General features: G+C 45.7%; 16 protein-coding genes and 1 other annotated feature. Of the genes, 12 read left to right on the top strand and 4 right to left on the bottom strand.

Going from position 1 to position 20,957, the window contains the following annotated elements:
• Positions 1-12: 12 nt before the first annotated feature.
• The 3 genes from NLX82_RS03330 to ptsP all read left to right on the top strand — a co-directional run bounded on the left by NLX82_RS03330 (position 13) and on the right by ptsP (position 4,373).
• On the top strand, positions 13-447 hold the full coding sequence (locus tag NLX82_RS03330; RefSeq protein WP_013310932.1) for a CoA-binding protein: 435 nt from the start codon (positions 13-15) through the stop codon (positions 445-447).
• A gap of 300 nt (positions 448-747) precedes the next feature.
• Complete coding sequence (locus NLX82_RS03325; RefSeq protein WP_023989337.1) at positions 748-2,631, top strand: glucose PTS transporter subunit IIA; 1,884 nt, start codon at positions 748-750, stop codon at positions 2,629-2,631.
• Positions 2,628-4,373 (top strand): phosphoenolpyruvate--protein phosphotransferase, encoded by a 1,746-nt coding sequence (ptsP, locus tag NLX82_RS03320; RefSeq protein ID WP_023989336.1) that lies wholly within the window; start codon positions 2,628-2,630, stop codon positions 4,371-4,373. The genes NLX82_RS03325 and ptsP overlap by 4 nt, the downstream gene beginning before the upstream one ends.
• Before the next feature lie 187 nt (positions 4,374-4,560).
• Here ptsP and NLX82_RS03315 read toward each other — a convergent pair whose 3' ends face one another.
• The gene (locus NLX82_RS03315; protein WP_053325723.1) at positions 4,561-5,097 is read right to left on the bottom strand and encodes a type 1 glutamine amidotransferase domain-containing protein; all 537 of its coding nucleotides are present in this window, start codon (positions 5,095-5,097) and stop codon (positions 4,561-4,563) included.
• A gap of 338 nt (positions 5,098-5,435) precedes the next feature.
• Between NLX82_RS03315 and NLX82_RS03310 the strand changes: the two genes are divergently transcribed.
• The 4 genes from NLX82_RS03310 to NLX82_RS03295 all read left to right on the top strand — a co-directional run bounded on the left by NLX82_RS03310 (position 5,436) and on the right by NLX82_RS03295 (position 8,253).
• Positions 5,436-5,882 (top strand): hypothetical protein, encoded by a 447-nt coding sequence (locus NLX82_RS03310; RefSeq protein WP_023989334.1) that lies wholly within the window; start codon positions 5,436-5,438, stop codon positions 5,880-5,882.
• A 101-nt stretch (positions 5,883-5,983) separates the two neighbouring features.
• Positions 5,984-6,325, top strand: coding sequence for a bacillithiol system redox-active protein YtxJ (ytxJ, locus tag NLX82_RS03305; RefSeq protein WP_013310927.1), 342 nt, complete (start codon positions 5,984-5,986; stop codon positions 6,323-6,325).
• 107 nt (positions 6,326-6,432) lie between these two features.
• The gene (ccpA, locus tag NLX82_RS03300) at positions 6,433-7,440 is read left to right on the top strand and encodes a catabolite control protein A (protein ID WP_023989333.1); all 1,008 of its coding nucleotides are present in this window, start codon (positions 6,433-6,435) and stop codon (positions 7,438-7,440) included.
• 114 nt (positions 7,441-7,554) lie between these two features.
• Positions 7,555-8,253, top strand: a complete 699-nt coding sequence (locus NLX82_RS03295) for a 5'-methylthioadenosine/adenosylhomocysteine nucleosidase (RefSeq protein ID WP_068941485.1) — start codon at positions 7,555-7,557, stop codon at positions 8,251-8,253.
• A 12-nt stretch (positions 8,254-8,265) separates the two neighbouring features.
• Here the strand turns inward: NLX82_RS03295 and NLX82_RS03290 are convergent, their stop codons facing one another.
• On the bottom strand, positions 8,266-8,898 hold the full coding sequence (locus NLX82_RS03290; RefSeq protein ID WP_023989332.1) for a GNAT family N-acetyltransferase: 633 nt from the start codon (positions 8,896-8,898) through the stop codon (positions 8,266-8,268).
• Positions 8,899-9,144: 246 nt separating this feature from the next.
• Here NLX82_RS03290 and acsA point away from each other — a divergent pair, with 246 nt between their 5' ends.
• Positions 9,145-10,860 (top strand): acetate--CoA ligase, encoded by a 1,716-nt coding sequence (acsA, locus tag NLX82_RS03285; protein WP_028540545.1) that lies wholly within the window; start codon positions 9,145-9,147, stop codon positions 10,858-10,860.
• Positions 10,861-10,978: 118 nt separating this feature from the next.
• Here acsA and NLX82_RS03280 read toward each other — a convergent pair whose 3' ends face one another.
• On the bottom strand, positions 10,979-14,002 hold the full coding sequence (locus NLX82_RS03280) for a penicillin-binding protein 1A (RefSeq protein ID WP_254347476.1): 3,024 nt from the start codon (positions 14,000-14,002) through the stop codon (positions 10,979-10,981).
• Between the two features lie 135 nt (positions 14,003-14,137).
• Positions 14,138-14,404: a binding site (T-box leader), on the top strand.
• Between the two features lie 66 nt (positions 14,405-14,470).
• Here NLX82_RS03280 and tyrS point away from each other — a divergent pair.
• Together tyrS and NLX82_RS03270 are read left to right on the top strand one after the other, a co-directional pair.
• The gene (gene tyrS / locus NLX82_RS03275) at positions 14,471-15,724 is read left to right on the top strand and encodes a tyrosine--tRNA ligase (protein ID WP_013310921.1); all 1,254 of its coding nucleotides are present in this window, start codon (positions 14,471-14,473) and stop codon (positions 15,722-15,724) included.
• Positions 15,725-15,923: 199 nt separating this feature from the next.
• Positions 15,924-16,793 carry an AraC family transcriptional regulator gene (locus NLX82_RS03270; protein WP_068941495.1) on the top strand — a complete coding sequence of 290 codons (870 nt, stop codon included), beginning with the start codon at positions 15,924-15,926 and terminating at the stop codon, positions 16,791-16,793.
• A gap of 79 nt (positions 16,794-16,872) precedes the next feature.
• On the opposite strand, the gene rpsD is transcribed toward NLX82_RS03270, so the two are convergent.
• Positions 16,873-17,472: a 30S ribosomal protein S4 gene (gene rpsD / locus NLX82_RS03265; protein ID WP_025723468.1), complete on the bottom strand. Its 600-nt coding sequence runs from the start codon at positions 17,470-17,472 to the stop codon at positions 16,873-16,875.
• A 436-nt stretch (positions 17,473-17,908) separates the two neighbouring features.
• On the opposite strand from rpsD, the gene NLX82_RS03260 reads away from it, so the two are divergent.
• Positions 17,909-19,894 carry a sensor domain-containing diguanylate cyclase gene (locus NLX82_RS03260; RefSeq protein ID WP_028540548.1) on the top strand — a complete coding sequence of 662 codons (1,986 nt, stop codon included), beginning with the start codon at positions 17,909-17,911 and terminating at the stop codon, positions 19,892-19,894.
• A 195-nt stretch (positions 19,895-20,089) separates the two neighbouring features.
• Entirely contained in the window at positions 20,090-20,941 is an 852-nt protein-coding gene (locus tag NLX82_RS03255; RefSeq protein ID WP_483312054.1) for a hypothetical protein, read from the top strand.
• Positions 20,942-20,957: the final 16 nt, after the last annotated feature.

The following is a 20,957-nucleotide window of genomic DNA, read 5'->3' as shown; positions in this document are numbered from 1 at the left end:
GGAGGGAACAGGATGGCTTTTGAAAATCCGTCGAGAGAAGAGATTAAAACCATTTTGGAACAAGTAGGCAATATTGCGGTTGTTGGTTTGTCTGATAAATCAGATCGAACCTCTTATATGGTTTCTTATGCCATGCAGAAGCGGGGATACCGGATTATTCCGGTTAACCCTGCGGCGGCAGGGCAAACGATTCTTGGGGAGACTTGTTATGCCAGTCTTGCTGAAGTACCTGAGCCTGTGGAGCTGGTCAATGTATTCCGCCGCAGTGAATACTGTGCAGAGGTTGCGCGTGAAGCAGCAGCTATTGGAGCTAAGATTTTGTGGCTTCAACAGGGGATTATAAGCCAGGAAGCCGCTGACATTGCGCAGGAGCATGGAATGACGGTTATTATGGATCGTTGCATTAAGGTGGAGGACTCAGTGACCCAGGCTGTACGTAAAGGATAAACAAGGATCAGTGACCCGTGCTATACGCACATGAAAACCTTCTTCCCTTGCTTCACAGGGTTGAAGGTTTTTGGTGCGAAATGAGGAATATGGTAAAGTATATTATACTTTTAGCAATCCATATAATGTATGTATGCCTGATGATGAAAATGGTCTAGACGGATTCATAGTGTTATCTGTTGTGGTGATAAAGTTTTTTGACCTGTAGAAGCGTAAATAAATATTTTGGCAGATGGAATCATTGCTTTGACAAAAGTATTTATTCGGCTTACCATCAGGGATAGAAAGGAGAGGAATGCCATGAATTGGCTCGGATCCTTACAACAGCTCGGTCGTGCTGTCATGCTCCCGACGATGGTGCTACCAGCCGCTGCAATATTGCTAAGTCTCGGCAGCCTTCCTTGGTCCACATGGGGATTCCCTATGGTGTCTGATATGGCAAATGCGGCGGGACATGGGATTTTTTATTTTTTGCCATATTTATTTGCGGTTGGTGTTGCACTGGGGATGTCGAATCAGGCAGGTCAGGCGGGACTGGCAGCATTAGCTGGTATGGCTATATATGATCAGGTCACATTGAGATTTGGAAACGGACTCATTCAACCGGCGACGCTCATTGGTATCATTTTGGGGGTCATTTCAGGGGTGGCTTATAATCGCTTCAAAAGCATCAAATTGCCCGAGGTGCTTCAGTTTTTTGGGGGTACCCGATTTGTTCTGCTGCTTATTGGCCTCTTCTCGGCTGTGTTTGCAGGACTCATGCTAATTATTGCCCCACTCATACAGAGAGGGCTGCAATTTATAGTAGGTCTGGAATCGAGCTTGGGCGGCTTTGGACTGTTTATCTACGGTATTCTATATCGGTTGCTGGCGGCCTTTGGTCTGCACCATCTGCTTAATAATATTTTTTGGTTTCAACTGGGTACATATAAAACGCCGTCTGGCAACGTTGTGCAGGGAGATTTACCCCGGTTTTTTGCTGGCGATCCGACAGCGGGCTATTTCATGTCCGGGTTGTTCCCCATTATGATGTTTGCGATCCCTGCCATTGCGCTGGCGATCATTCAGGAAGCACGTGAAGATTTGAAGCCAAAGGTGCAAAAAACATTTTTGACGGCTGCGCTTGTCTGCTTTTTTACCGGAGTGTCGGAACAGATCGAGTTCGCCTTTTTGTTTGCAGCACCTTATTTGTTCCTCGTTCATGCGGTTATGTCTGGGCTGGCCATGTGGCTTACCTTTGAGCTGGATATTCATCACGGATTTTCCTATTCGGCGGGTTTTATAGATTATGTCCTTAATTTTCATCTCTCACATAACGCCTGGTTGTTAATTCCAGTGGGAGTGGCGTATGGGCTTGTGTATTATGTACTGTTTCGATGGGCTATCCGGCGGTTCCGTATTCCAACTCCTGGGCGCGAGGAAGGTTCGGTTCTGGAGGATTGGGCCGGCAATATTCCTTATAGTGCTCCGCTTATTTTGGAAGCACTTGGCGGGAAGGAAAATATTGTGCAGGTGGAGGCCTGCATCACACGTTTGCGGCTGACCGTCCACAATGACAGACTGATCGATACCGGAGCGATGAAGGCTTTGGGATCGGCCGGGCTTATCAATCTGGGTGGAGGTAATTTGCAGGTTGTATTCGGAACGTATTCAGAACTGATTCGTGAGGAAATCGCGAAGCTGATGGAGCGTGATCTCCCTCAAATTTTGTTCAACGCTCCTGTACATGGAAAAATGCTCCCGATTCATGAAGTGCCTGACAAAATTTTTGCGACGAAGCTGGTCGGGGACGGTGTTGCTTTTGTTCCTGAACGTGGTGAACTTGTGTCTCCAGTGTATGGTACTGTGATGCACTTGTATCCGACTATGCACGCTTTAGGCATCTCCACACGAGAGGGACTTGAGGTTCTGCTCCACATAGGGATTGATACTTCACAGCTAAAAGGAAATTTTACTGCTATGGTAGAAGCAGGCGATACGGTGGAACCGGGGCAATTGCTGATCAAATTTGATTTGCAGGCGCTGCGAGAGCAAGCTCCATCACTGGTGACTCCTATGGTCATCACGAATCCGGATCGCGTCAAGTCGTGGAGCTTTGCTCCGTTTAAAACAGTGAAAAAAGGTCAGGCCTCGGTAATGTCCGTTGTGCTGCATGACAGGAATGTTGGAGGGGTAGAAACATGATAGAAGGCATCGGCGCCGCAGCAGGTGTGGCAATCGGGAAGGCATTTGTCCTGCCGAGCTGGGAGTGGGATTTACCTGATCAAAAAATGGATGCGGTAGATCTTGCAAAGGAATTTGAACGGTTGTATGAAGGGATACGCACATCCAAAAGTGAGATCCAGTTTATTAAGGATGAGTTTCGAGAGATGGTGGGGCCGGAGGAATCCAGCATTTTTGATGCTCATCTTGCGATATTGGAAGATCCAGAATTCATGAATGAAATTCGCGGAATTATTGAGCGTCAGTATAAGGCGGCCGAGGTGGCCGTGAAGGAAGCCATTGATCATTTTGTAACAATGTTTGATTTACTGGATGATGAATATATGAAGGAGCGGGCAATCGATATCAAAGATGTGGGAAACCGGCTGCTCAAGCATTTGCTGGGTGCACCGGAAGTGACTCTTCCCAAGGATACGCAGCCCTATATTCTGGTAGCCAAGGAGCTCTCACCCTCCCAATCGGCACACTTGAATCCTAGCTATGTTTTAGGGATTGTAACTATGAATGGTGGGAAAACATCACATTCTGCGATCATGGCCCGCGCACTTGGTATTCCACTCGTTTCAGGACTGGAGAGCAATCTGAATTTGCCCGTTCAAACGGGAGATATGATGGTTGTGGATGGAGACCTGGGCAAAGTTTATGTGAATCCGGAAAAAACGGTAACTGATCATTATAAAATTTTGCGTGACGAGCAGCGACGCAGAAAAGAGCAGCTTCAGGTGCTTGCTTCTGTAGATGCCGTGACCAAGGATGGAACCACCCTGAGGCTGGCGGCCAATATTAGTTCGATTAAAGAGCTGGAGGCAGCTTTGAAGCATGGCGCTCAAGGTGTGGGACTGTTCCGCACGGAGTTTTTATACATGGATCGCAAATCTGCTCCAGATGAAGAGGAGCAGTATGAAGTATATCGGCTGATAGCGGAAAAGGCAGGAAACCACTCTGTAGTCATCCGTACATTGGATATCGGTGGAGATAAGCCGTTGGACTATCTTCAACTACCAGAGGAAGAAAATCCTTTTCTAGGTTACCGTGCTATACGGATCAGTCTGGATTGGAAGGAATTGTTTAAAACCCAGTTGACTGCAATTTTAAGAGCCAGTGCAACGGGAAATATCAAGGTAATGTATCCGATGATCTCATCCGTGGAGGAGGTCCGCCAGGCAGATGCTCTTTTGAAGGAGGCTATGGCGGATTTGGATGCAAGAGGGCTTGCCTATAATCCAAACATTCAGCGAGGAATTATGATTGAGGTACCGGCTGCAGCGATGATCGCTGATCTATTGGCAGCTGAAACAGATTTTTTTAGTATCGGAACGAATGATCTGGTTCAGTATGTGCTGGCTGTAGACCGTATGAATGAGCAGATTGCACATATGTACCATCCATACCATCCAGCTGTACTTCGAATGCTGCGCATGACTGCACAAGCGGCACATCAAGCAGGAATTGATGTAAGTGTATGTGGTGAGATGGCTGGAGATGAACGTTCCGTTCCTCTTTGGCTGGAACTGGGGATACATCAACTCAGCATGTCTCCCCAATCTTTGTTGCGGGTCAAGCATCGTGTGCTGAATACGACTGCATCTGAGGCAACGACAGTCGCTCAGGTTTGCTTTGGCATGTCCACTGGTGCAGCGATCGAAGACAAGCTGACTGCAGCTAATGTCAGCTGCACTCCGGCCGGGCCTGGACGGCAGTAATATATAATGTCCGCAAAGCTTTGCACAGCCAACACCCCGTACTGTTGAGCTTGTCGTAGCAAACCTTAATGGCGTAGCACGGCTTGGACGAAAAAGAACCTTCAAAACCACTTATTCATGGTTTTGAAGGTTCTTTTTTTCATCTTGTTGACAGCCTCTTGAGATTACGGAAAATTAACTTAATCTCTTATTTCTGGGTGTTATCTGCTAACAAATCGCAGAACGCTTTTCCGTAAGGTGGAAGATCAGGCGGCCGACGAGCAGATACAATATGTCCGTCCGTCACAACTGCCTCATCCTTCCAAATAGCTCCTGCATTCTCCATATCATCACGAATACCTGGTGTGGAGGTTACCGTAACACCATCCAAAATTTTAGCAGAAATCAGTACCCAGCCTGCATGGCAGATTTGTCCAATCGGCTTATGAGCAGCATGAAACTCCTGTACGAGTTGAATTACCTTGGGATAGCGGCGCAGTTTATCAGGTGCCCAACCGCCAGGGACGAGAATCCCGTCATAATCACTGCTATTCAGTTCCTCAAAGGCATATTCCGCTTCAGCAGGTACGCCATATTTTCCAATATATTTTTTACCTTTTTCCGCACCGGCTAAATGCACTTCTGCGCCTTCTTCACGAACACGGTAAATCGGATACCACAGCTCCAGATCCTCGAATTCCTCATCCACCAGGGCGATAACCTTTTTTCCGGCAAGTCTTGACATCCAACCATCCTTTCGTGCGTCACATGATGACACCTCTGTTTTGTAATCTGTACTTTTACATCTTAAGAAAAAGAACGCTCGAAGTCCATTCCTTCGCAGATTCTTATGTTAGTAGTCTGCTCTTTGACAGCAATTGTCGTCATTTTCTGACCCGCCAAAGCTTTGGTAATTTGTTCATAGCTGCAATCTGTGGAAGGATTTGAGGTCCCAAAGTCGAAATAAAACAAGGTATGATAGATTTAATGGAGTTAACAATTATTTATTAGACTAGTAGATAGATATATTTGGATTCTGATGAGATCCTCGTATAGTTTGATCCTACGTAATGAGGTGGTTAAATGCAGAAGCAATGTCAATGTGGCAAACCGATGGGACTGGAACTGCGAAAGGTAATCTATGCGGGCAAGGTTGAAATTTTGCACGTCCCTGTATTCTCATGCTCGTCATGCTTTTCCAGTGAGGTTTTGCAGCATGTGACGAAGGACATTAAGGCACTATTACAAAGTCTAGGGAGCAAACCTACGGCACGGAGAATATCTTTTGCTCGCAACAATGAACTGGCAGAAATAATTCGCAAGCTTGTATTGGAGGAAGCGGACAATCCCAATGTGGATTGGCAATCTGCTTTGGAGGAGCGCATGGAGCTTCGAATTAATCTCTTACTGGATCTTTATCGCTATGCGAGAAGTCTGGGAGACGAAGATTGGATGAATGATGTAGAGAAAAAATTGGTTCAATTATCCGGTTTTACCAGTGAATCGGTATTTACGAATACAAAAAACTAAAAAATATGAAAATTTTCATGGTCACCATTGGATTTTACATGTTCTTTTTGTTACGATGTGAATAGGCCATACGACAAGACACAGAAAGGAATGTATATCCAATGGCGACGATGACAAAAATGACTACTGTTCAACAATTAAATACGGCTCTGGAAGCGTCATCAGACAAGCCGTTGCTTCTCTTTAAACATAGCACACGTTGTCCGATAAGTGCAGGCGCATATCAGGAAGTGGAGTCCTATTTGCATGGCGCTCCCAACGAAAATATTGAATACGGTATCATTTATGTAGTAGAAGATCGGCCGGTGTCCAATGAAACCGCGGACAGGCTTCAGGTGAAGCATGAATCCCCCCAGGCCATTTTAATCAAGGGCGGAGAGGCTGTTTGGCATACATCCCATTCGAATATTACAGCCCGTGCACTCCACGATCATCTCACATAGATAGAATGTGTGCTGTCGTTGCATAAAGTAGTATTTTGTCGTATCATGGTTCTAATTAGTTGATCTAGGATTCGGTTGAAAATTTATTGGCAATGGAGAGAAGGAATGTGACGGTAACGATCTATGATGTAGCTCGCGAAGCTGGTGTCTCAATGGCCACAGTGTCCCGCGTAGTTAACAATAATCCTAATGTGAAACCTCAGACCCGCAAGAAAGTGTACGAAGCGATTGAACAATTGGGATATCGCCCAAATGCGGTCGCTAGAGGTCTGGCGAGCAAGAAGACAACGACCGTCGGCGTGGTTATACCGGATATATCGAACTCAATTTTTGCAGAAATTGCGCGCGGTATTGAGGATATAGCGAATATGTATCACTATAATATTATTTTGTGTAATGCCGACAAGCGAAAAGAAAAAGAGATTCGTGTCATCAACACATTGCTTGAAAAGCAAGTGGATGGTCTTCTGTTCATGGGTGGTACAGTAACGGACGAGCATATTCAGGCGTTCCATACAGCTGCGGTCCCTATCGTTCTATGTGCAACGAGTGATGAAAAAGGAAGCTATCCTTCGGTCGATATCGACCATGAAGCCGCTGCTTTTGATGCAGTAAACACGTTGATCCGCCATGGACACCGTCAAATCGCAATGATCAGTGGTACGCTTCAAGACCCTGCAAACGGCTATGCACGTTTCCAAGGTTACAAGAGAGCACTGGAAACAGCCGGAATTGATTATCAGGAGGATCTCGTGCGAATCGGGAACTACCGTTATGAATCCGGTGTCGAAGCAATGAAATATTTTCTCGGCCTGAAGAAGAAGCCAAGTGCGATTTTTGCTGCTACGGATGAAATGGCAATTGGTGCGATCCACAGTATTCAGGATGAGGGTTTGAAAGTTCCTGATGATTTTTCGGTAATCAGTGTTGACAATATTCGTATGGCCTCTATGGTTCGTCCTCAGCTGACAACCGTCGCGCAACCGATGTACGATTTGGGTGCGGTAGCGATGCGTTTGCTGACCAAGCTGATGAAAAAGGAAAACGTGGAGAATCCTCGCGTTATTTTGCCGCATGAAACTATTTTGCGGTTGTCAGTTAATTATTTAGACTAGACGCAGTGCTGAATAGGATATACCTTCGATGAAAGCTCCTTTGATGGAGCTTTTTTCGCGGATATAAAGCTTCTTATGGACATCATCATCAAACCAAGAATAGAGGGATGCGTAATGAGCCGACTTTATGGATTAATGGGTGCTATGGATGAAGAAATTGAATTGCTGCTGGCAGCGATGACGGAAGCGAGCAAGACGGTCAAGGCTGGAATCACGTACACCACAGGAATCATTCACGGGCAAAGAGTCGTTGTCTGCAAATCCGGTGTAGGCAAGGTTAATGCTGCGGTAACAACACAAATCCTGATTGATCATTTTGGTGTAGAACAGATTATATTTACGGGAGTGGCAGGGGCAGTTCATCCCGATTTAAACATTGGGGATATTGTCATCTCATCAACATGTATGCAGCATGATATGGATGTAACGCCTTTGGGCTATGCCAGAGGGGTCATTCCTTATCAGGACACCTCAGAGTTTGTGGCAGATCCCGAGCTTGCAAGTCTAGCTGAGCAAGCCTGCAAATCGTTTGGCGATCGGTATATTGTCGGCAAGGTACTTTCTGGCGATCAATTTGTTGCAAATCGTGAGTTAGTGACTGCATTGCATCAGGAAATGGACGGTGCTTGTACCGAAATGGAGGGTGCAGCTGTGGCTCAGACAGCTCATATGAACGCTGTGCCTTATGTTGTCCTACGATCTATGTCAGATAAGGCTGATGGATCGGCTCACGTTAATTATGCTGAATTTACGGTAGAAGCTTCACATCGTTCGCATCGTATTGTGGAGTTCATGCTCAAGCATTTGGGATAAGAGTATAATTTTTTAATACATGAATCTTCGGACAAACCGGATATGGTCAAACTGCTCCTGTGATGCGAGGGGCACATCCTTTCCCATTCGTACCATCAGACAGTTAGCAGGATGTGAGCATATTTCAGGATCATCCGTGGCGTACCAGACCATATCTACAGTTTTCATCAGACGTTCCATCATGCGGCGGTATTCCCATACGGAGAGACCGCTGCCTTTTAAATCCCAATGCCAATAGTATTCGGTGGTAAAAATAATATAGGATTCAAGTTGTCTGTCCTCAAAGGCAATCCGAATCATTCGGCTACCCAGGCCCAGACCACGATAGTCATCGGCTACCTCAACAGCTCCAAGTTCCAGTAAATCCTTCATGCCAGCTTCCGACCAGCGCTCCATCTCATCTGGGTAATGAAAAGTAACATATCCCAGAAGGGTTTCCCCGTTGTGGGCAATGATAATTCTGCCTTCTGGCAGTTCCGAAATATCCACCAACGCGTCGAACTGTTCCTTTGGTTTGCGAAAGGCATCTAATTGCTTGTGCATTTGAAATGAACGCAGTTGATCCGCGGATACGGGGCCTTCTACATAGATTGTTTGTCCGTTATGATCCAGCGTGTCCAAGTGGTACAGTTTTAAATGCTGCATGTGTACGCCCTCCTTGTTCGCCATGAGCTCGTTCCTCATATCCCCTACTTATAGCAAAAAAACAATTAAATGAAAAGGATGGTCGTCACATCCTGACCTATGATATACTGTTTTAGACATAAAATGTTCACAATTAAGTGCTTAAATCAACCAGTACACCAAAGGACTTCATCTGCTTTATTGATTTTGTAAGCGTTATCTTGTTCTGTGTGATTCTCATTAATCCATTGTGAGGAGGCTGAACGCATGAAGATTGAAGAACTCCAGACTGTAGTTCCCACATCCAACATGGGCCCGTATGAACAAGCTTACAACAACTTTCAGTGGGAGGATGCAGAGCGTCATTTTACGTGGTATGAAACAGGCAAGGTCAATATGGCACATGAAGCCATTGATCGACATGTACAGGAAGGACGAGGTGAGAAAGCGGCACTATTGTATTGTGACGCAAACCGTCACGAAACCTACACCTTCTCTCAGCTTCGTGCTAGTTCTAACAGGTTCGGAAATGTGCTGCGGAAATACGGTATTGGTAAAGGGGAGCGGGTGTTTATTTTCATGCCACGTTCACCCGAGCTGGTTATTAGTTTACTTGGTGTTCTAAAGGTTGGAGCTGTTGTCGGTCCATTGTTTGAGGCGTTTATGGAAACTGCGGTTAAGGATCGATTGGAGGATAGTGGGGCGGTGGCATTAGTGACCACACCTGCGCTTCTGTCACGGGTAAAACGTGAGGAGCTTCCTGAGCTGCGACATATTTTTGTGGTTGGTGATATGGATGCACGCGAGCAGGGAATTATCGATTTCGAGACAGAAATGCTTATGTCTTCAGAGGAACTTGAGCCAGAATGGTTGAATCGTGAAGATGGATTAATTATTCACTATACATCAGGCTCAACAGGCAAGCCCAAAGGCGTGTATCATGTGCAAAATGCGATGATTCAGCATTACTATACTGGCAAAATGGTGCTGGATTTGCGGGAAGATGATGTGTATTGGTGTACTGCTGATCCTGGCTGGGTCACGGGAACATCATACGGTATTTTTGCTCCATGGCTAAATGGAGCGACGAATGTCATTCGTGGGGGGCGTTTCAGCCCGGAAGACTGGTACCGCACGATTGAGCGTCACGAAGTGACCATATGGTATAGTGCTCCTACAGCGTTTCGGATGCTGATGAGCGCAGGGGAGCAGGTTGTTTCCAAATATGATCTTAGCAGTCTGCGGCATGTATTATCCGTTGGGGAACCGTTGAATCCAGAAGTGGTGCGATGGGGATGGCAAGTGTATACACAGCGCATTCATGATACTTGGTGGATGACGGAAACAGGAGCACAGTTGATCTGTAATTACCCTGAGCTGCCAATTAAGCCGGGTTCGATGGGAAAGCCACTCCCAGGTATTCAGGCTGCTATTTTGGACGACAGAGGGCAGGTGTTGCCTCCTGACCGGATGGGCCACTTGGCGATCCGTACACCATGGCCATCCATGATGAATCGTATATGGAACAATCCGAACAAGTTTCAGGAATATTTCCGCTTTCCCGGTTGGTATGTATCGGGTGATTCAGCTTACATGGATGAGGACGGATATTTCTGGTTTCAGGGTAGGATTGATGATGTCATTAACTCCTCCGGGGAGCGAATTGGCCCTTTTGAGGTGGAGAGCAAGCTTCTGGAGCATCCTGCAGTAGCGGAAGCCGGAGTCATTGGAAAACCAGATACCGTGCGGGGAGAGATTATCAAGGCTTTTGTTGCACTGCGTGAAGGCTATGCACCGTCTGAAGCTTTACAGCAGGACATCTATCGCTTCGTTAAGGAAGGGCTGTCTGCTCATGCTGCTCCACGCGAAATTGAGTTTAAGGAAAAGCTACCCAAAACCCGTTCCGGTAAAATTATGAGACGCGTGTTGAAAGCCTGGGAGCTTAACCTTCCTACAGGTGACTTATCTACCATAGAGGATTGAAGTGCTGTGCATATTAGAATTAAAAAAGGGAGTCTCCAAAGCCTTAATGGCTAAGGGGACTCCCTTTTTGATAGGGTGAATCTCATATTCACCCTATCACTTTCTGCTTTGTCTTCTGTTATGGACGGACGGCTCCGGAAGGAGCCGATTCCCCTATGGTATTCATGGAAGTGACACGAAACCAGCCTTTTGGCTTTTTCCCCGACTTATATTCAAAGCTGGGAGATGCGGTAGAGCCTATGTTTGTAAAAGGCTCCGCACCGCTTTCGCTGTAATACACGTTATAGCCTGTAATAGCGTCCGCAGACTTACCTGCGCTCCATTGGAGCGCTACGGATGAGCCAGCGGCTTTAGCTTGAGGCTGTCCAGGGGCAGTAGGAACCTCTGTAGGCTGTGCACCTGTTCCATCTCCCTCGCCCGGAACGTCTGGAGACTCAGAATCTGCAGGTGGCACCACAGGTGCTGCGCTTGCTTTCGTGCTTGGCCCAGACTCATGGCCGCCTACATCAACGGCGGTCACGTAGTAGCTGGAGCTGCTGCCCCCAGGGCTGTCAGAGAACACCTTGGAGCCGTCAGCCATAACAACCTTGCCAAGCCGTTGGAAGCTGCCCCCATCTGTAGAACGATACAGACGGTATCCTACGACGTCGCTGTTTCCGCTTGGGCTAAAGCTGATTATGGCTTTGCCGTCTCTATAGCTTACGTTGATGCTAGATGGAGCGTTAGGGGCTGCTCCATCGTCCTTGCGTGGATCAATCTGAGTAGGAGCTTCCTTATCTGCATCCTGAGGCAGATAGTAGGACAACGAATTATGTCGTCTCATCACCTTAAAGGCTTGCTGAAGCTCTTTAATCAATTCTGAGATGGGCTTTTCCCGTTTCCTAACGGTCCGTTCATATAACATATCATCCGGTGTACCATCGCGTGGAATATAATTCACACCTTGGTAGGTAATATATTTCGCACGGCTCACACCATTTTCACTGTTTTTAGGTGGATACTTACTGTTATAAATGTCCGAACCATACGCGGATGCTGTACGGCTTACAATGCCGTCAGGTCTCTTGAAACTGTCCGTTTGGAACAGCTGGGCATCTTTAGCTGTTACTTCATTCATGATTAGAGCCCATAAGCGACGAGCCCGCTCTTTTTGGACTTTCGTTTCAAGCTTATTGACAGGTTGCTTGTAACCAACCCATACACCCAGCGTGACGTCAGGCGTAAAGCCCTCGAACCAAACATCAGTGTAGGATTGCGTAGTGCCTGTCTTGCCGGCAATCGGAATCTTGCCGGATTGATCAAAGTTCCGCTTCACCAGTCTGCCTGTGCCTTCCGACACGGCTGTACGCAACATATCCGTCATCAGGTAGGCGGTTTGCGGTGAGAAGGCCTGCACAGGATTAGCCTGATGCTTATATACAATATTGCCTTGCGAATCCACAATCTTTTCGATCATATAGGCGTCATTAAACACACCGCCATTTGGAATGGCTCCATATGCATTCGTGAGTTCCTCGACAGTCACCCCATGGGCCAAGCCGCCAAGTACACCCGTTTGAGCGTTGTTATCACTGGATTCCAAGGTGGTGATACCCAGTTTTTTAGCAAAAGCCCAAGCGTTGCTAATCCCTACTTTTTCGTTAAACAGCTTGAGTGCTATCGTATTTAGCGATTGATTCAGTGCATAACGCGCCGTAACCAATCCTTGATAGCGGTTGTTAGCATTTTTCGGAATGTGATATCCATTACTGCCATCTTTCAAAATAATAGGGGCATCATCCACGATACTACCAGGCTGCACAAGACCGCTGTCCAATGCAGGGAGATAGGCAGCAATCGGTTTCATTGCCGAACCTGGCTGACGTACCATCTGCGTGGCATAATTCATCTGCTCCTTTTGGAAGTCCCGACCTTCCATCATTCCAAGAATGGCGCCTGTTTTATGCTGAATCAGAATAGCCGCTGCTTGTTCGTCACCCTTGGTTTTACTAGTGGCAGAGAAGTTGTTTTTATTTTCTGCAATTTGACGCATAGATTTGTAGACGCTCTTATCAATGGTGGTGTACACCATATAACCGCCTGTGCGAAGCTGCTGTTCAGCTTCTTTGAGTAAATCGTTATCGTCCTTGGTCTTGGCATCTGCACTGGCATTAGCTGCTTGACCCGGATTGGTGACAGACATGAGTGCCTGCGCAGCCTGTCGTTCTGTTTCCATCATAAGGTATGGATAGGTGTTATAAGCTTTAACAGTGCGTGGTGCGAGAGATTTTTTGATATCAAAAGCCATCGCTTCATCATACTGTGCTTTATTGATTTTGTTCTCCTCCAGCATTCGACTGAGCACCAGGTGCTGGCGGTTGATGGCTCTTTTAAAGCCAGCTTCATTAAACTCGCCCTTACCGTTGTAAGCAGAATAAGAAGAAGGAAGCTGTGGCAAACCTGCCAGATAGGCGGCCTGGGCTACATTAATCTCGTTCAGATCATTCTCATTAAAAATACCTTTGGCCGCTGCTTTAATGCCAAAGACGTTGTAACCGCTTGAACCGTTACCAAAAGGTACTTTATTGAGATAGGCCGTAATAATTTGCTGCTTGCTCAGGAAGCGCTCAAGGCGCAGAGACAGCAAAATTTCTTTGACCTTGCGGTCATCCGTGCGATCGAGATTTAGAAAGACACGACGCGCAAGCTGCTGGGTGAGGGTACTCCCCCCGGTTTGTACGGATTCATGCAGCGCCTTTTGCTTCACAGCACGCAGCGTTCCCGACAAATCGACACCTTTATGCTCATAAAAATGATTATCTTCAATGGCAATGACTGCGTCAATGACGAGTTGTGGAATCTCCTTAAACGTGACAGGTCTTCGATCTTCTTCTGTCCGAAGTTGTCCGATGGGAGAGCCATCATTGAAATAAGCGAAGCCTGTAATTGCATTCTTATCTACTTCCTGTAGGATCATGGATCTGGAACGCACGGGTTCGCTTTTTACAATAGAAGCAACATAGCCAGCGGCGGCCCCCCCTGCAAATAGTGCCCCCATAAAACCGATGATGATGACCCACTTTATGACACGGCCGAGCCTTCGCATGGTTGTCCTCAAGCGGGAAGGCTTTGGCGCTGATACATTGTTTTTTTCTTCAACCATTAAGTCTTCCTCCTTTATAACAGCCATTATTATAGCATAAAATTACAAAATGAACCCATATGCTAAAAAGCCTGTCTTTTGGTGTCGTTGACTACATAAAAGCAGTGTGTTATAAATAGGTCAAAGTAAATATCGTGAAAAGCAGAGAAAGACTTCAGTAGAAGGCGGATTCACGTTGTACAGAGAGCCGATGGGTGGTGTGAATCGGTAGCGTCCCTCCTTTGAATTACCGTCTGGAGCTGTCTGGATGAATGGAAAGCATTTGCAGGTTTGCGAAGCTACCATAGTAATCCAGTACCGGGTGTAGGCCCGTTATAGGAATGAAGTGAAAGAAATGTATGTCTTTGACATGCGTTTCTTTAATTAGGGTGGTAACGCGAGTAGCTCCTTCTCGTCCCTTGGGATGAAAGGGGCTTTTTGGTTTGTCTAATATGTAATATTTTGGATGAAAAATAGGAGGTATACAGGATGAAGTGGGAAGAATTGAAGCCGGAGCAACAGGTAGAGGTCGAGCGACAGCTAGAGGTGATACAGCGGGGTGTGGCGGAAATTGTACCGGAGGATGAGCTGAAGCGTAAGGTAATCAAATCGGTCGTTAGCGGCGAGCCGCTTAAAATTAAGCTGGGTCTTGATCCATCTGCGCCCGACATTCACATCGGACATACGGTTGTTATGCACAAACTGCGCCAGTTCCAGGAATTAGGCCATCAAGTGCAACTGATTATCGGAGATTTTACAGGCAGAATTGGTGATCCGACAGGTAAATCGGAGACTCGTAAGCAACTGACTGAGGAAGATGTACAGCGTAATGCACAAACGTACAAGGAACAAATTTTTAAAATTCTCGATCCTGAAAAAACAAAGGTATTCTACAATTCCGAATGGTTAGGGCCAATGTCTTTTGCTGATGTAGTAACCCTGTCGGCCAAAGTAACGGTTGCCCGTATGTTGGAACGAGATGATTTTACAAAAAGGTACCAAAACGGATTGCCGATCAGCATCCATGAGTTCTTTTACCCGCTGATGCAGGGCATGGATTCCGTGGCTCTCCAAAGCGATATTGAATTGGGGGGGACGGATCAGAAGTTTAATCTGCTGATGGGCAGAACCCTGCAAAAAGAATACGGAGTTGAGCCGCAGGCTACTATTACATTACCATTGCTTGAAGGGCTGGATGGCGTCCAGAAGATGAGCAAAAGTTTGGGGAACTACATTGGTGTTGATGAGGAGCCGAACGAAATATACGGGAAATCCATGTCCGTTCCTGACGAGCTGATGCTGAAATATTTTGAGCTTGCAACGGATATCAACAACGAGGAGCTGGCAGAGCTGGCGAAAGGTGTTAAGGACGGCTCAGTACATCCACGTGATGCCAAAATGAAGCTGGCTGGAACGTTAGTGCGCATGTACCACGGCGAAGAAGCAGAGGAAGCAGCGAAGCAGCATTTTGTGACCGTATTCCAGCAACGTGCGCTGCCTGACGATATTGAAGAGTTCACCTTGACGGCTGATCAGTTAGAAGAAGGTGGCATTCGTGTGATCCAGTTGCTGACTCATCTGGGCTTTGCAGCATCAAATGGTGAAGCCAAGCGCAGTATTCAGCAGGGTTCGGTCAAAATTAACGAAGAGAAATGGACCGATGTGAACGAAGCATACACGCCGAAGGAAGGCGACATTGTGCAGGTAGGTAAACGGAAATTTGCTAAAATCAAGCTTGGATAATGAAAATATATTCAAAAGCAGCACTGAGATTGTATCGATCTCAGCGTTGCTTTTTTTTCTGACAAGTGAAAAGTCATGGTAAACTTAGCACAAATAATCAAACATGTAGGTAAAGAGTTATACATAATGAAAACGTGGGTTGCACAATTTGGGTGTAGGATAGATAACCAAAACAATTACAAGTGCGGGGAAGGATTATATGGACTATTTTAAACGAATTCAGTGTGCGATTGAGTTTATTGAATTGAATCTCCGGGAGGATTTAAAAATTGCCGAGATTGCTTCACAGGCATGTTTTTCAGCTTTTCATTTCCAACGGGTTTTTCAGGCCATTTCGGGTTTTACGGTTCAACAATATATAAGAAGGAGAAGATTGTCCGAGGCGGCTGAACAGCTAAAACAATCCAATCAAAAAGTGTTGGACATTGCTATTGAGTATCAATACAACTCACAAGAAGCTTTTACCCGCGCTTTTGAAAAGAATTTTGGGATCACCCCTGGCAAGTATCGTAACGGTGATATCGAGTTTCCTGCGCAAAGTAAAATCAATTTTCTGGATTACCAAAAAAATACGATGGGGGATTTGGATGTGAATAAGCCGGTGATATTGCAGCTCGAAACAGTTAAAATTGTAGGATATGAATATAAAACAAATCTGAATAATGAGCAGCACTATAAAGAAATCCCAGGGTTTTATGGGCACTTTGGAGCAAATGAATATTTTATGTTTATCCCGAACAAAATTGCACCGGGAATGTCATATGGGGTTGCCTGTCGATTTGAAGACAACGGTGCATTTTCATTTGTGGTGGGCGAGGCAGTTGAAAAAGAGTCAAAAGAACTGGCAGAGGGTTTCATATATATGGAGATTCCAGCAGGGAAGTATGCTGAGTTTGACGCTTCGGGTTCAGATGGACGGGTTCAGAATATACGAGACTTTATCTATGGCACATGGCTTCCTAATTCTAATTTTGAACGGAGGGAGGGGCCTGATTTTGAAATTACGGACGTGATGAATTCCTCCTATCCAGATCACTTGAGTATGAAGGTATACATCCCCATTGAATAAAACCCTCAGGCTCGATGCATAGGAAATATAAAAAAAGCACCCGAATAAATTCGGGTGCTTTTTGGTGCTAATACAAGGATTAGCGGTTGTAGAATTCGACGATTTGTTTTTCATCGATATCTTGGGACAATTCGCCACGCTCAGGCAAACGAATGAATTTACCTTCCAGAGCTGCGTCATTGTACTCCAGGTAAGCTGCCAAGTGGTTGCGGTTTTCCAAAGCTTCTTTAATGGAAGACAGGGAACGACTTCTTTCACGAAGACCGATCACGTCGCCAAGACTTACTTGGTAAGAAGCGATGTCAACTTTTTTACCGTTCACAGTAACGTGACCGTGAGCTACCAATTGACGTGCGCCTGCACGGGAATTAGCAAAGCCAAGACGGAACACAAGGTTGTCCAGGCGGCTTTCCAGCAAGAACATAAAGTTTTCACCAGCGATACCGTGCATGTGTTGAGCTTTGTTGAACAGGGTACGGAATTGTTTTTCACCCAAGCCGTACATGTGACGCAGCTTTTGTTTCTCTTGAAGCTGCATACCGTAGTTGCTGATTTTTCTCCGTTGGTTTGCACCATGTTGTCCCGGAGGGAAAGGGCGTTTCAATTCTTTACCTGTGCCGCTCAGGGAAATACCGAGACGACGGCTCAATTTAAATTTAGGACCAGTGTAACGTGCCATTATAGAGTTAACTCCTTCATAATTAAAATTTGAGTTGGGGCTCTCTTTGCGCTCCAATTTGTTCGGCGCTACCAATTAAGGTAAGACGCACTACTGACAGAAAAGTTCAGCCGCTGTCCTGTCAGCAACAAAAAAGATGAGGGTGACACAAACTGTTACGCCCAAAATTTAAGATCCGCACAGTAGATAGTTCTGCCGTACAGTCTTTTTCATTAATATATACTATATGTAAGAGTGGGTCAATGTCAAGAAAAGAAAAAGAATGAAAACGTCAGAATTTGTCGATAGGGCTTAAGAACTAAAAAAGTGGGACGAATTTCTGAAAAATGGATGCAAATTTCTAGAGTTGAGAGTAAAATAGATCATATTATGAGCTATAGTGGTGTATAGCCGCTGTCTTGGTACAGCTAATTTTGCTGTGAAGGAGCGCCTTAATATGTCGGAATTTTCAACAACGGATCAGCAAATGCTTGACAGTAAAACAGTCCAGGCTGGCGGTGCTCCGCTGTTTGATGATAAAGGATATACGTCTTTTGCCTGGCTCCAGAACATGGATATGACACCCTATGATTTCCCCTATATTAACCAGCTGCTTGTCCAAGGATATCGGAGTTGGTTACAGCAGAGCAATGGTATATCCTGGATTAACGAAGAATATACTGCTGTTTTTAATTTTATAGGTGTTCGTGTTGCTGGTAGGGAAGAAGATGATGACGAGGATTTGGATTTGGTCGAACGTTGTTGCATATCTAGAGAGATGGAAGTGAGTCAGCGCAAACTTCGTGATGGAAGCCTTGCGTTTGTGTATATGGTTCCCATACTATGCCGTAATTACAAGAGGGAGCCCTTTGCCGCTCTTCGTTTTACACGGCCTGCTCAACATTCTGTCTCAAATCAGGACACATTGTTAGCAGCTGCTTTACATTTTAAATCCTGCTTTTACTCGAAGTTTGAGTATATATTTATGGAAGATATCCTTGGGATGCAGAATCGAAGCGATCGTGAAGGTAGACGCCGTTCTATTTTATTTCAGATTGTAAAACGGATGCATGACAAAATTGACGTGGAAGGCGTGCTGGATGAGGTATTCGGGAGCATCGCCTATTTGTTTCCCCATGTAGATATCACCTTGTATATGAGTCAGGATCGACACAGTCGCAATCCGCAGGTCAAACCTTTGCTGCTGCATGAACGGGACGAAGATGTATGCGTCCGTGCATTTATGAAAGGGCAAATGGCTGTGAATGAGCCTGTCGGTACACAAGATGAAATGACTGAAATCGGCATCCCATTACGTGGCAAGCAGGGTGTATACGGTGTTTTCCATATGATCCTTCCATCGGGTGCGGATAGTATGAAAAAAGTGGATGTAGAGCTGATTGCCATGATGGCGGATACGGCTGGCACTGCATTTGAAAATGCGAAGCTGCTTGAGCAGTCTAATGTACTTATTCATGAATTGCGTCTCATTAATGAACTGGTTCAGCGCTTGAATCAGAGCCTGAAGTTAAATGAAATATTTGAATTTGCCGTGCAGGAGTTATTAAAAATGTTCATGGCTGACTTTTGTTGTATTGTACAGCTTGATCAGGATGGAAGCTGTTTTAAGGTCATGTCGAGTAATGTGGAAAGCTTAAAATTAGAAAGTTACCCTCATGAAGAGGGATTTGCTGGACTGATACGCAAAACAGGAGAACCAGTGATTGTGTCGGACTATAGAAAGGATGGGAAGATAACCTCTCATTTTATGGATGCGACGGACTCCCAGTCTTTGATGGCTGTACCTATGAAGACCAGCGGTACTCCTAGAGGGGTTATACTATTGTCCAGCAAGCTTCCACACTTTTTCTCTTATGATAATTACAAAATGCTGCAAATGCTAGCCCCTCACATCGGGTTGGCGGTAACCAATGCTATGCTGCACGCTGAGGTGCGACGTTTGGCTAATATGGATATGTTAACAGGTCTGTATGTACGTCATTATGTGGACCAAATCATTCAGCAACATCAGGAAAAGGATTTCTGTGGATCTCTTATTTTGGTAGATATTGATCAATTCAAACAGGTGAACGATACGTATGGGCATCAGACGGGTGACGAAATTCTGAAAAGCGTCAGCAATATCGTTCGTTCGGCGACTCGCGATGAGGATGTATGTGCCAGATGGGGCGGCGAGGAGCTTGCCATTTATTTACCGCAGCTGGGGGTACAGCAGGCGCTCGGATATGCAGAAAAAATACGTTACCGTGTACAGCATGAAACCGAGCCTCAGGTGACTGTTTCTTGCGGGATTGCTGAATGGAACTGGCTGGACGAGCAGATCAGTATTGAATCTTTATTTTATAGCGCTGATATGGCCTTGTACGAAGCGAAAAATGAAGGACGCAATCGAATAGTTGTTGATCATGTAGCCAATGTGTAGAGAATATTCCTTAGGGAGTGTTCTCTTTTTGTCTTGCATAACCCATTGCAGACAGGTAATCCTAAACGTAGCTTTATCGTGTGTATGTTTGAACTATAGGGAAAACACGATAAAGTGAACCAGGTAGCATAACTGCCTTGAAGCAGGATTATTGCTCATGAGTACAGTTATGTTCAGGATAGGATGGATGATGGGATGCATTGGAGAAAGCAATGGGTGATGCAGGTTTGTGGTGTGTTCCTTGTGATAGGTGTGTTAAGTGGTTGTGCACTGGATCGACAATATACTCCTGAGCAGATTTTTAAGAGATCTGTTGCAGGAATGGCTGGCAAAGAGATGGTAACGTTTACTGGACGGATTGCAATTAGAGCTGACAGTGGTCTGCCAACGAATAAGCAGTTTGAATATCGCGGTAGGCTAAGAAATCACGATGAATTGATCATGCATTGGGGCTCTACAGAAGCTTTTCGTAAGCAAGGTGGCTACGTAGCCCTGCAACAAGGTAAGTCCGAGCATGATGTTACACAAGAACATTTTCTTCGTCAGAGTGGAAAATGGGTTGCGCTGACATCCGGTTATCCCCCTCTGGGTGGAAATGGTATGTTAAATCGCTTCAATCCGATTCAGGAGCTTGAGGAATTAAATACACTGAATAAGAGCATTCGTATGGAAACGGGAGCTGCCCGGGGAACTTGGATGTTGAGGATTGAACCGGAATCTGCTTCGGCAAAGCGCTGGTTGAAAGATCGTTTAATAAAAGAAATGAATACGTTAAACCCTCAAATCGGGATATTAAAAACGCAGCATACAGGAACGAATCGAGAACTGCAAAAGAAGCTGACTCAAGTATGGTCACAAAGTTGTGAGGATATGAGCAACCAGTTGGAGCAATCCATTGTGCGTACTGTGTATCATCTGACCATAGATCGCCAAACAGGTTTACCCTTAAAGCTTTCATCGGAATGCAGGATTTCCCGACAGGGAGTGAATGAAGAGCTGCATCAAGAGGCTTTGATAACCAGAGTTACTTTTGAGGACTACAAGTAACGGAGCGGGCGTGATA

Source organism: Paenibacillus sp. A3M_27_13, assembly GCF_024213315.1.
Lineage (GTDB): Bacteria > Bacillota > Bacilli > Paenibacillales > Paenibacillaceae > Paenibacillus > Paenibacillus polymyxa_B.
The sequence above is the reverse complement of the archived record's forward strand: the minus strand, read 5'-3'. Positions and strand labels throughout refer to the sequence as shown.

Excerpts from the sequence above, each read along its gene's own strand:
- NLX82_RS03315 (WP_053325723.1), bottom strand. The coding sequence starts at position 5,097 with ATGTCAAGACTTGCCGGAAAAAAGGTTATCGCCCTGGTGGATGAGGAA.
- rpsD (WP_025723468.1), bottom strand. The coding sequence starts at position 17,472 with ATGGCACGTTACACTGGTCCTAAATTTAAATTGAGCCGTCGTCTCGGT.
- acsA (WP_028540545.1), top strand. The coding sequence starts at position 9,145 with ATGAAGATTGAAGAACTCCAGACTGTAGTTCCCACATCCAACATGGGC.
- NLX82_RS03260 (WP_028540548.1), top strand. The coding sequence starts at position 17,909 with ATGTCGGAATTTTCAACAACGGATCAGCAAATGCTTGACAGTAAAACA.
- NLX82_RS03255 (WP_483312054.1), top strand. The coding sequence starts at position 20,090 with ATGCATTGGAGAAAGCAATGGGTGATGCAGGTTTGTGGTGTGTTCCTT.
- NLX82_RS03330 (WP_013310932.1), top strand. The coding sequence starts at position 13 with ATGGCTTTTGAAAATCCGTCGAGAGAAGAGATTAAAACCATTTTGGAA.
- ptsP (WP_023989336.1), top strand. The coding sequence starts at position 2,628 with ATGATAGAAGGCATCGGCGCCGCAGCAGGTGTGGCAATCGGGAAGGCA.
- NLX82_RS03280 (WP_254347476.1), bottom strand. The coding sequence starts at position 14,002 with ATGGTTGAAGAAAAAAACAATGTATCAGCGCCAAAGCCTTCCCGCTTG.
- NLX82_RS03290 (WP_023989332.1), bottom strand. The coding sequence starts at position 8,898 with ATGCAGCATTTAAAACTGTACCACTTGGACACGCTGGATCATAACGGA.
- NLX82_RS03325 (WP_023989337.1), top strand. The coding sequence starts at position 748 with ATGAATTGGCTCGGATCCTTACAACAGCTCGGTCGTGCTGTCATGCTC.
- ytxJ (WP_013310927.1), top strand. The coding sequence starts at position 5,984 with ATGGCGACGATGACAAAAATGACTACTGTTCAACAATTAAATACGGCT.
- NLX82_RS03270 (WP_068941495.1), top strand. The coding sequence starts at position 15,924 with ATGGACTATTTTAAACGAATTCAGTGTGCGATTGAGTTTATTGAATTG.
- NLX82_RS03310 (WP_023989334.1), top strand. The coding sequence starts at position 5,436 with ATGCAGAAGCAATGTCAATGTGGCAAACCGATGGGACTGGAACTGCGA.
- tyrS (WP_013310921.1), top strand. The coding sequence starts at position 14,471 with ATGAAGTGGGAAGAATTGAAGCCGGAGCAACAGGTAGAGGTCGAGCGA.
- NLX82_RS03295 (WP_068941485.1), top strand. The coding sequence starts at position 7,555 with ATGAGCCGACTTTATGGATTAATGGGTGCTATGGATGAAGAAATTGAA.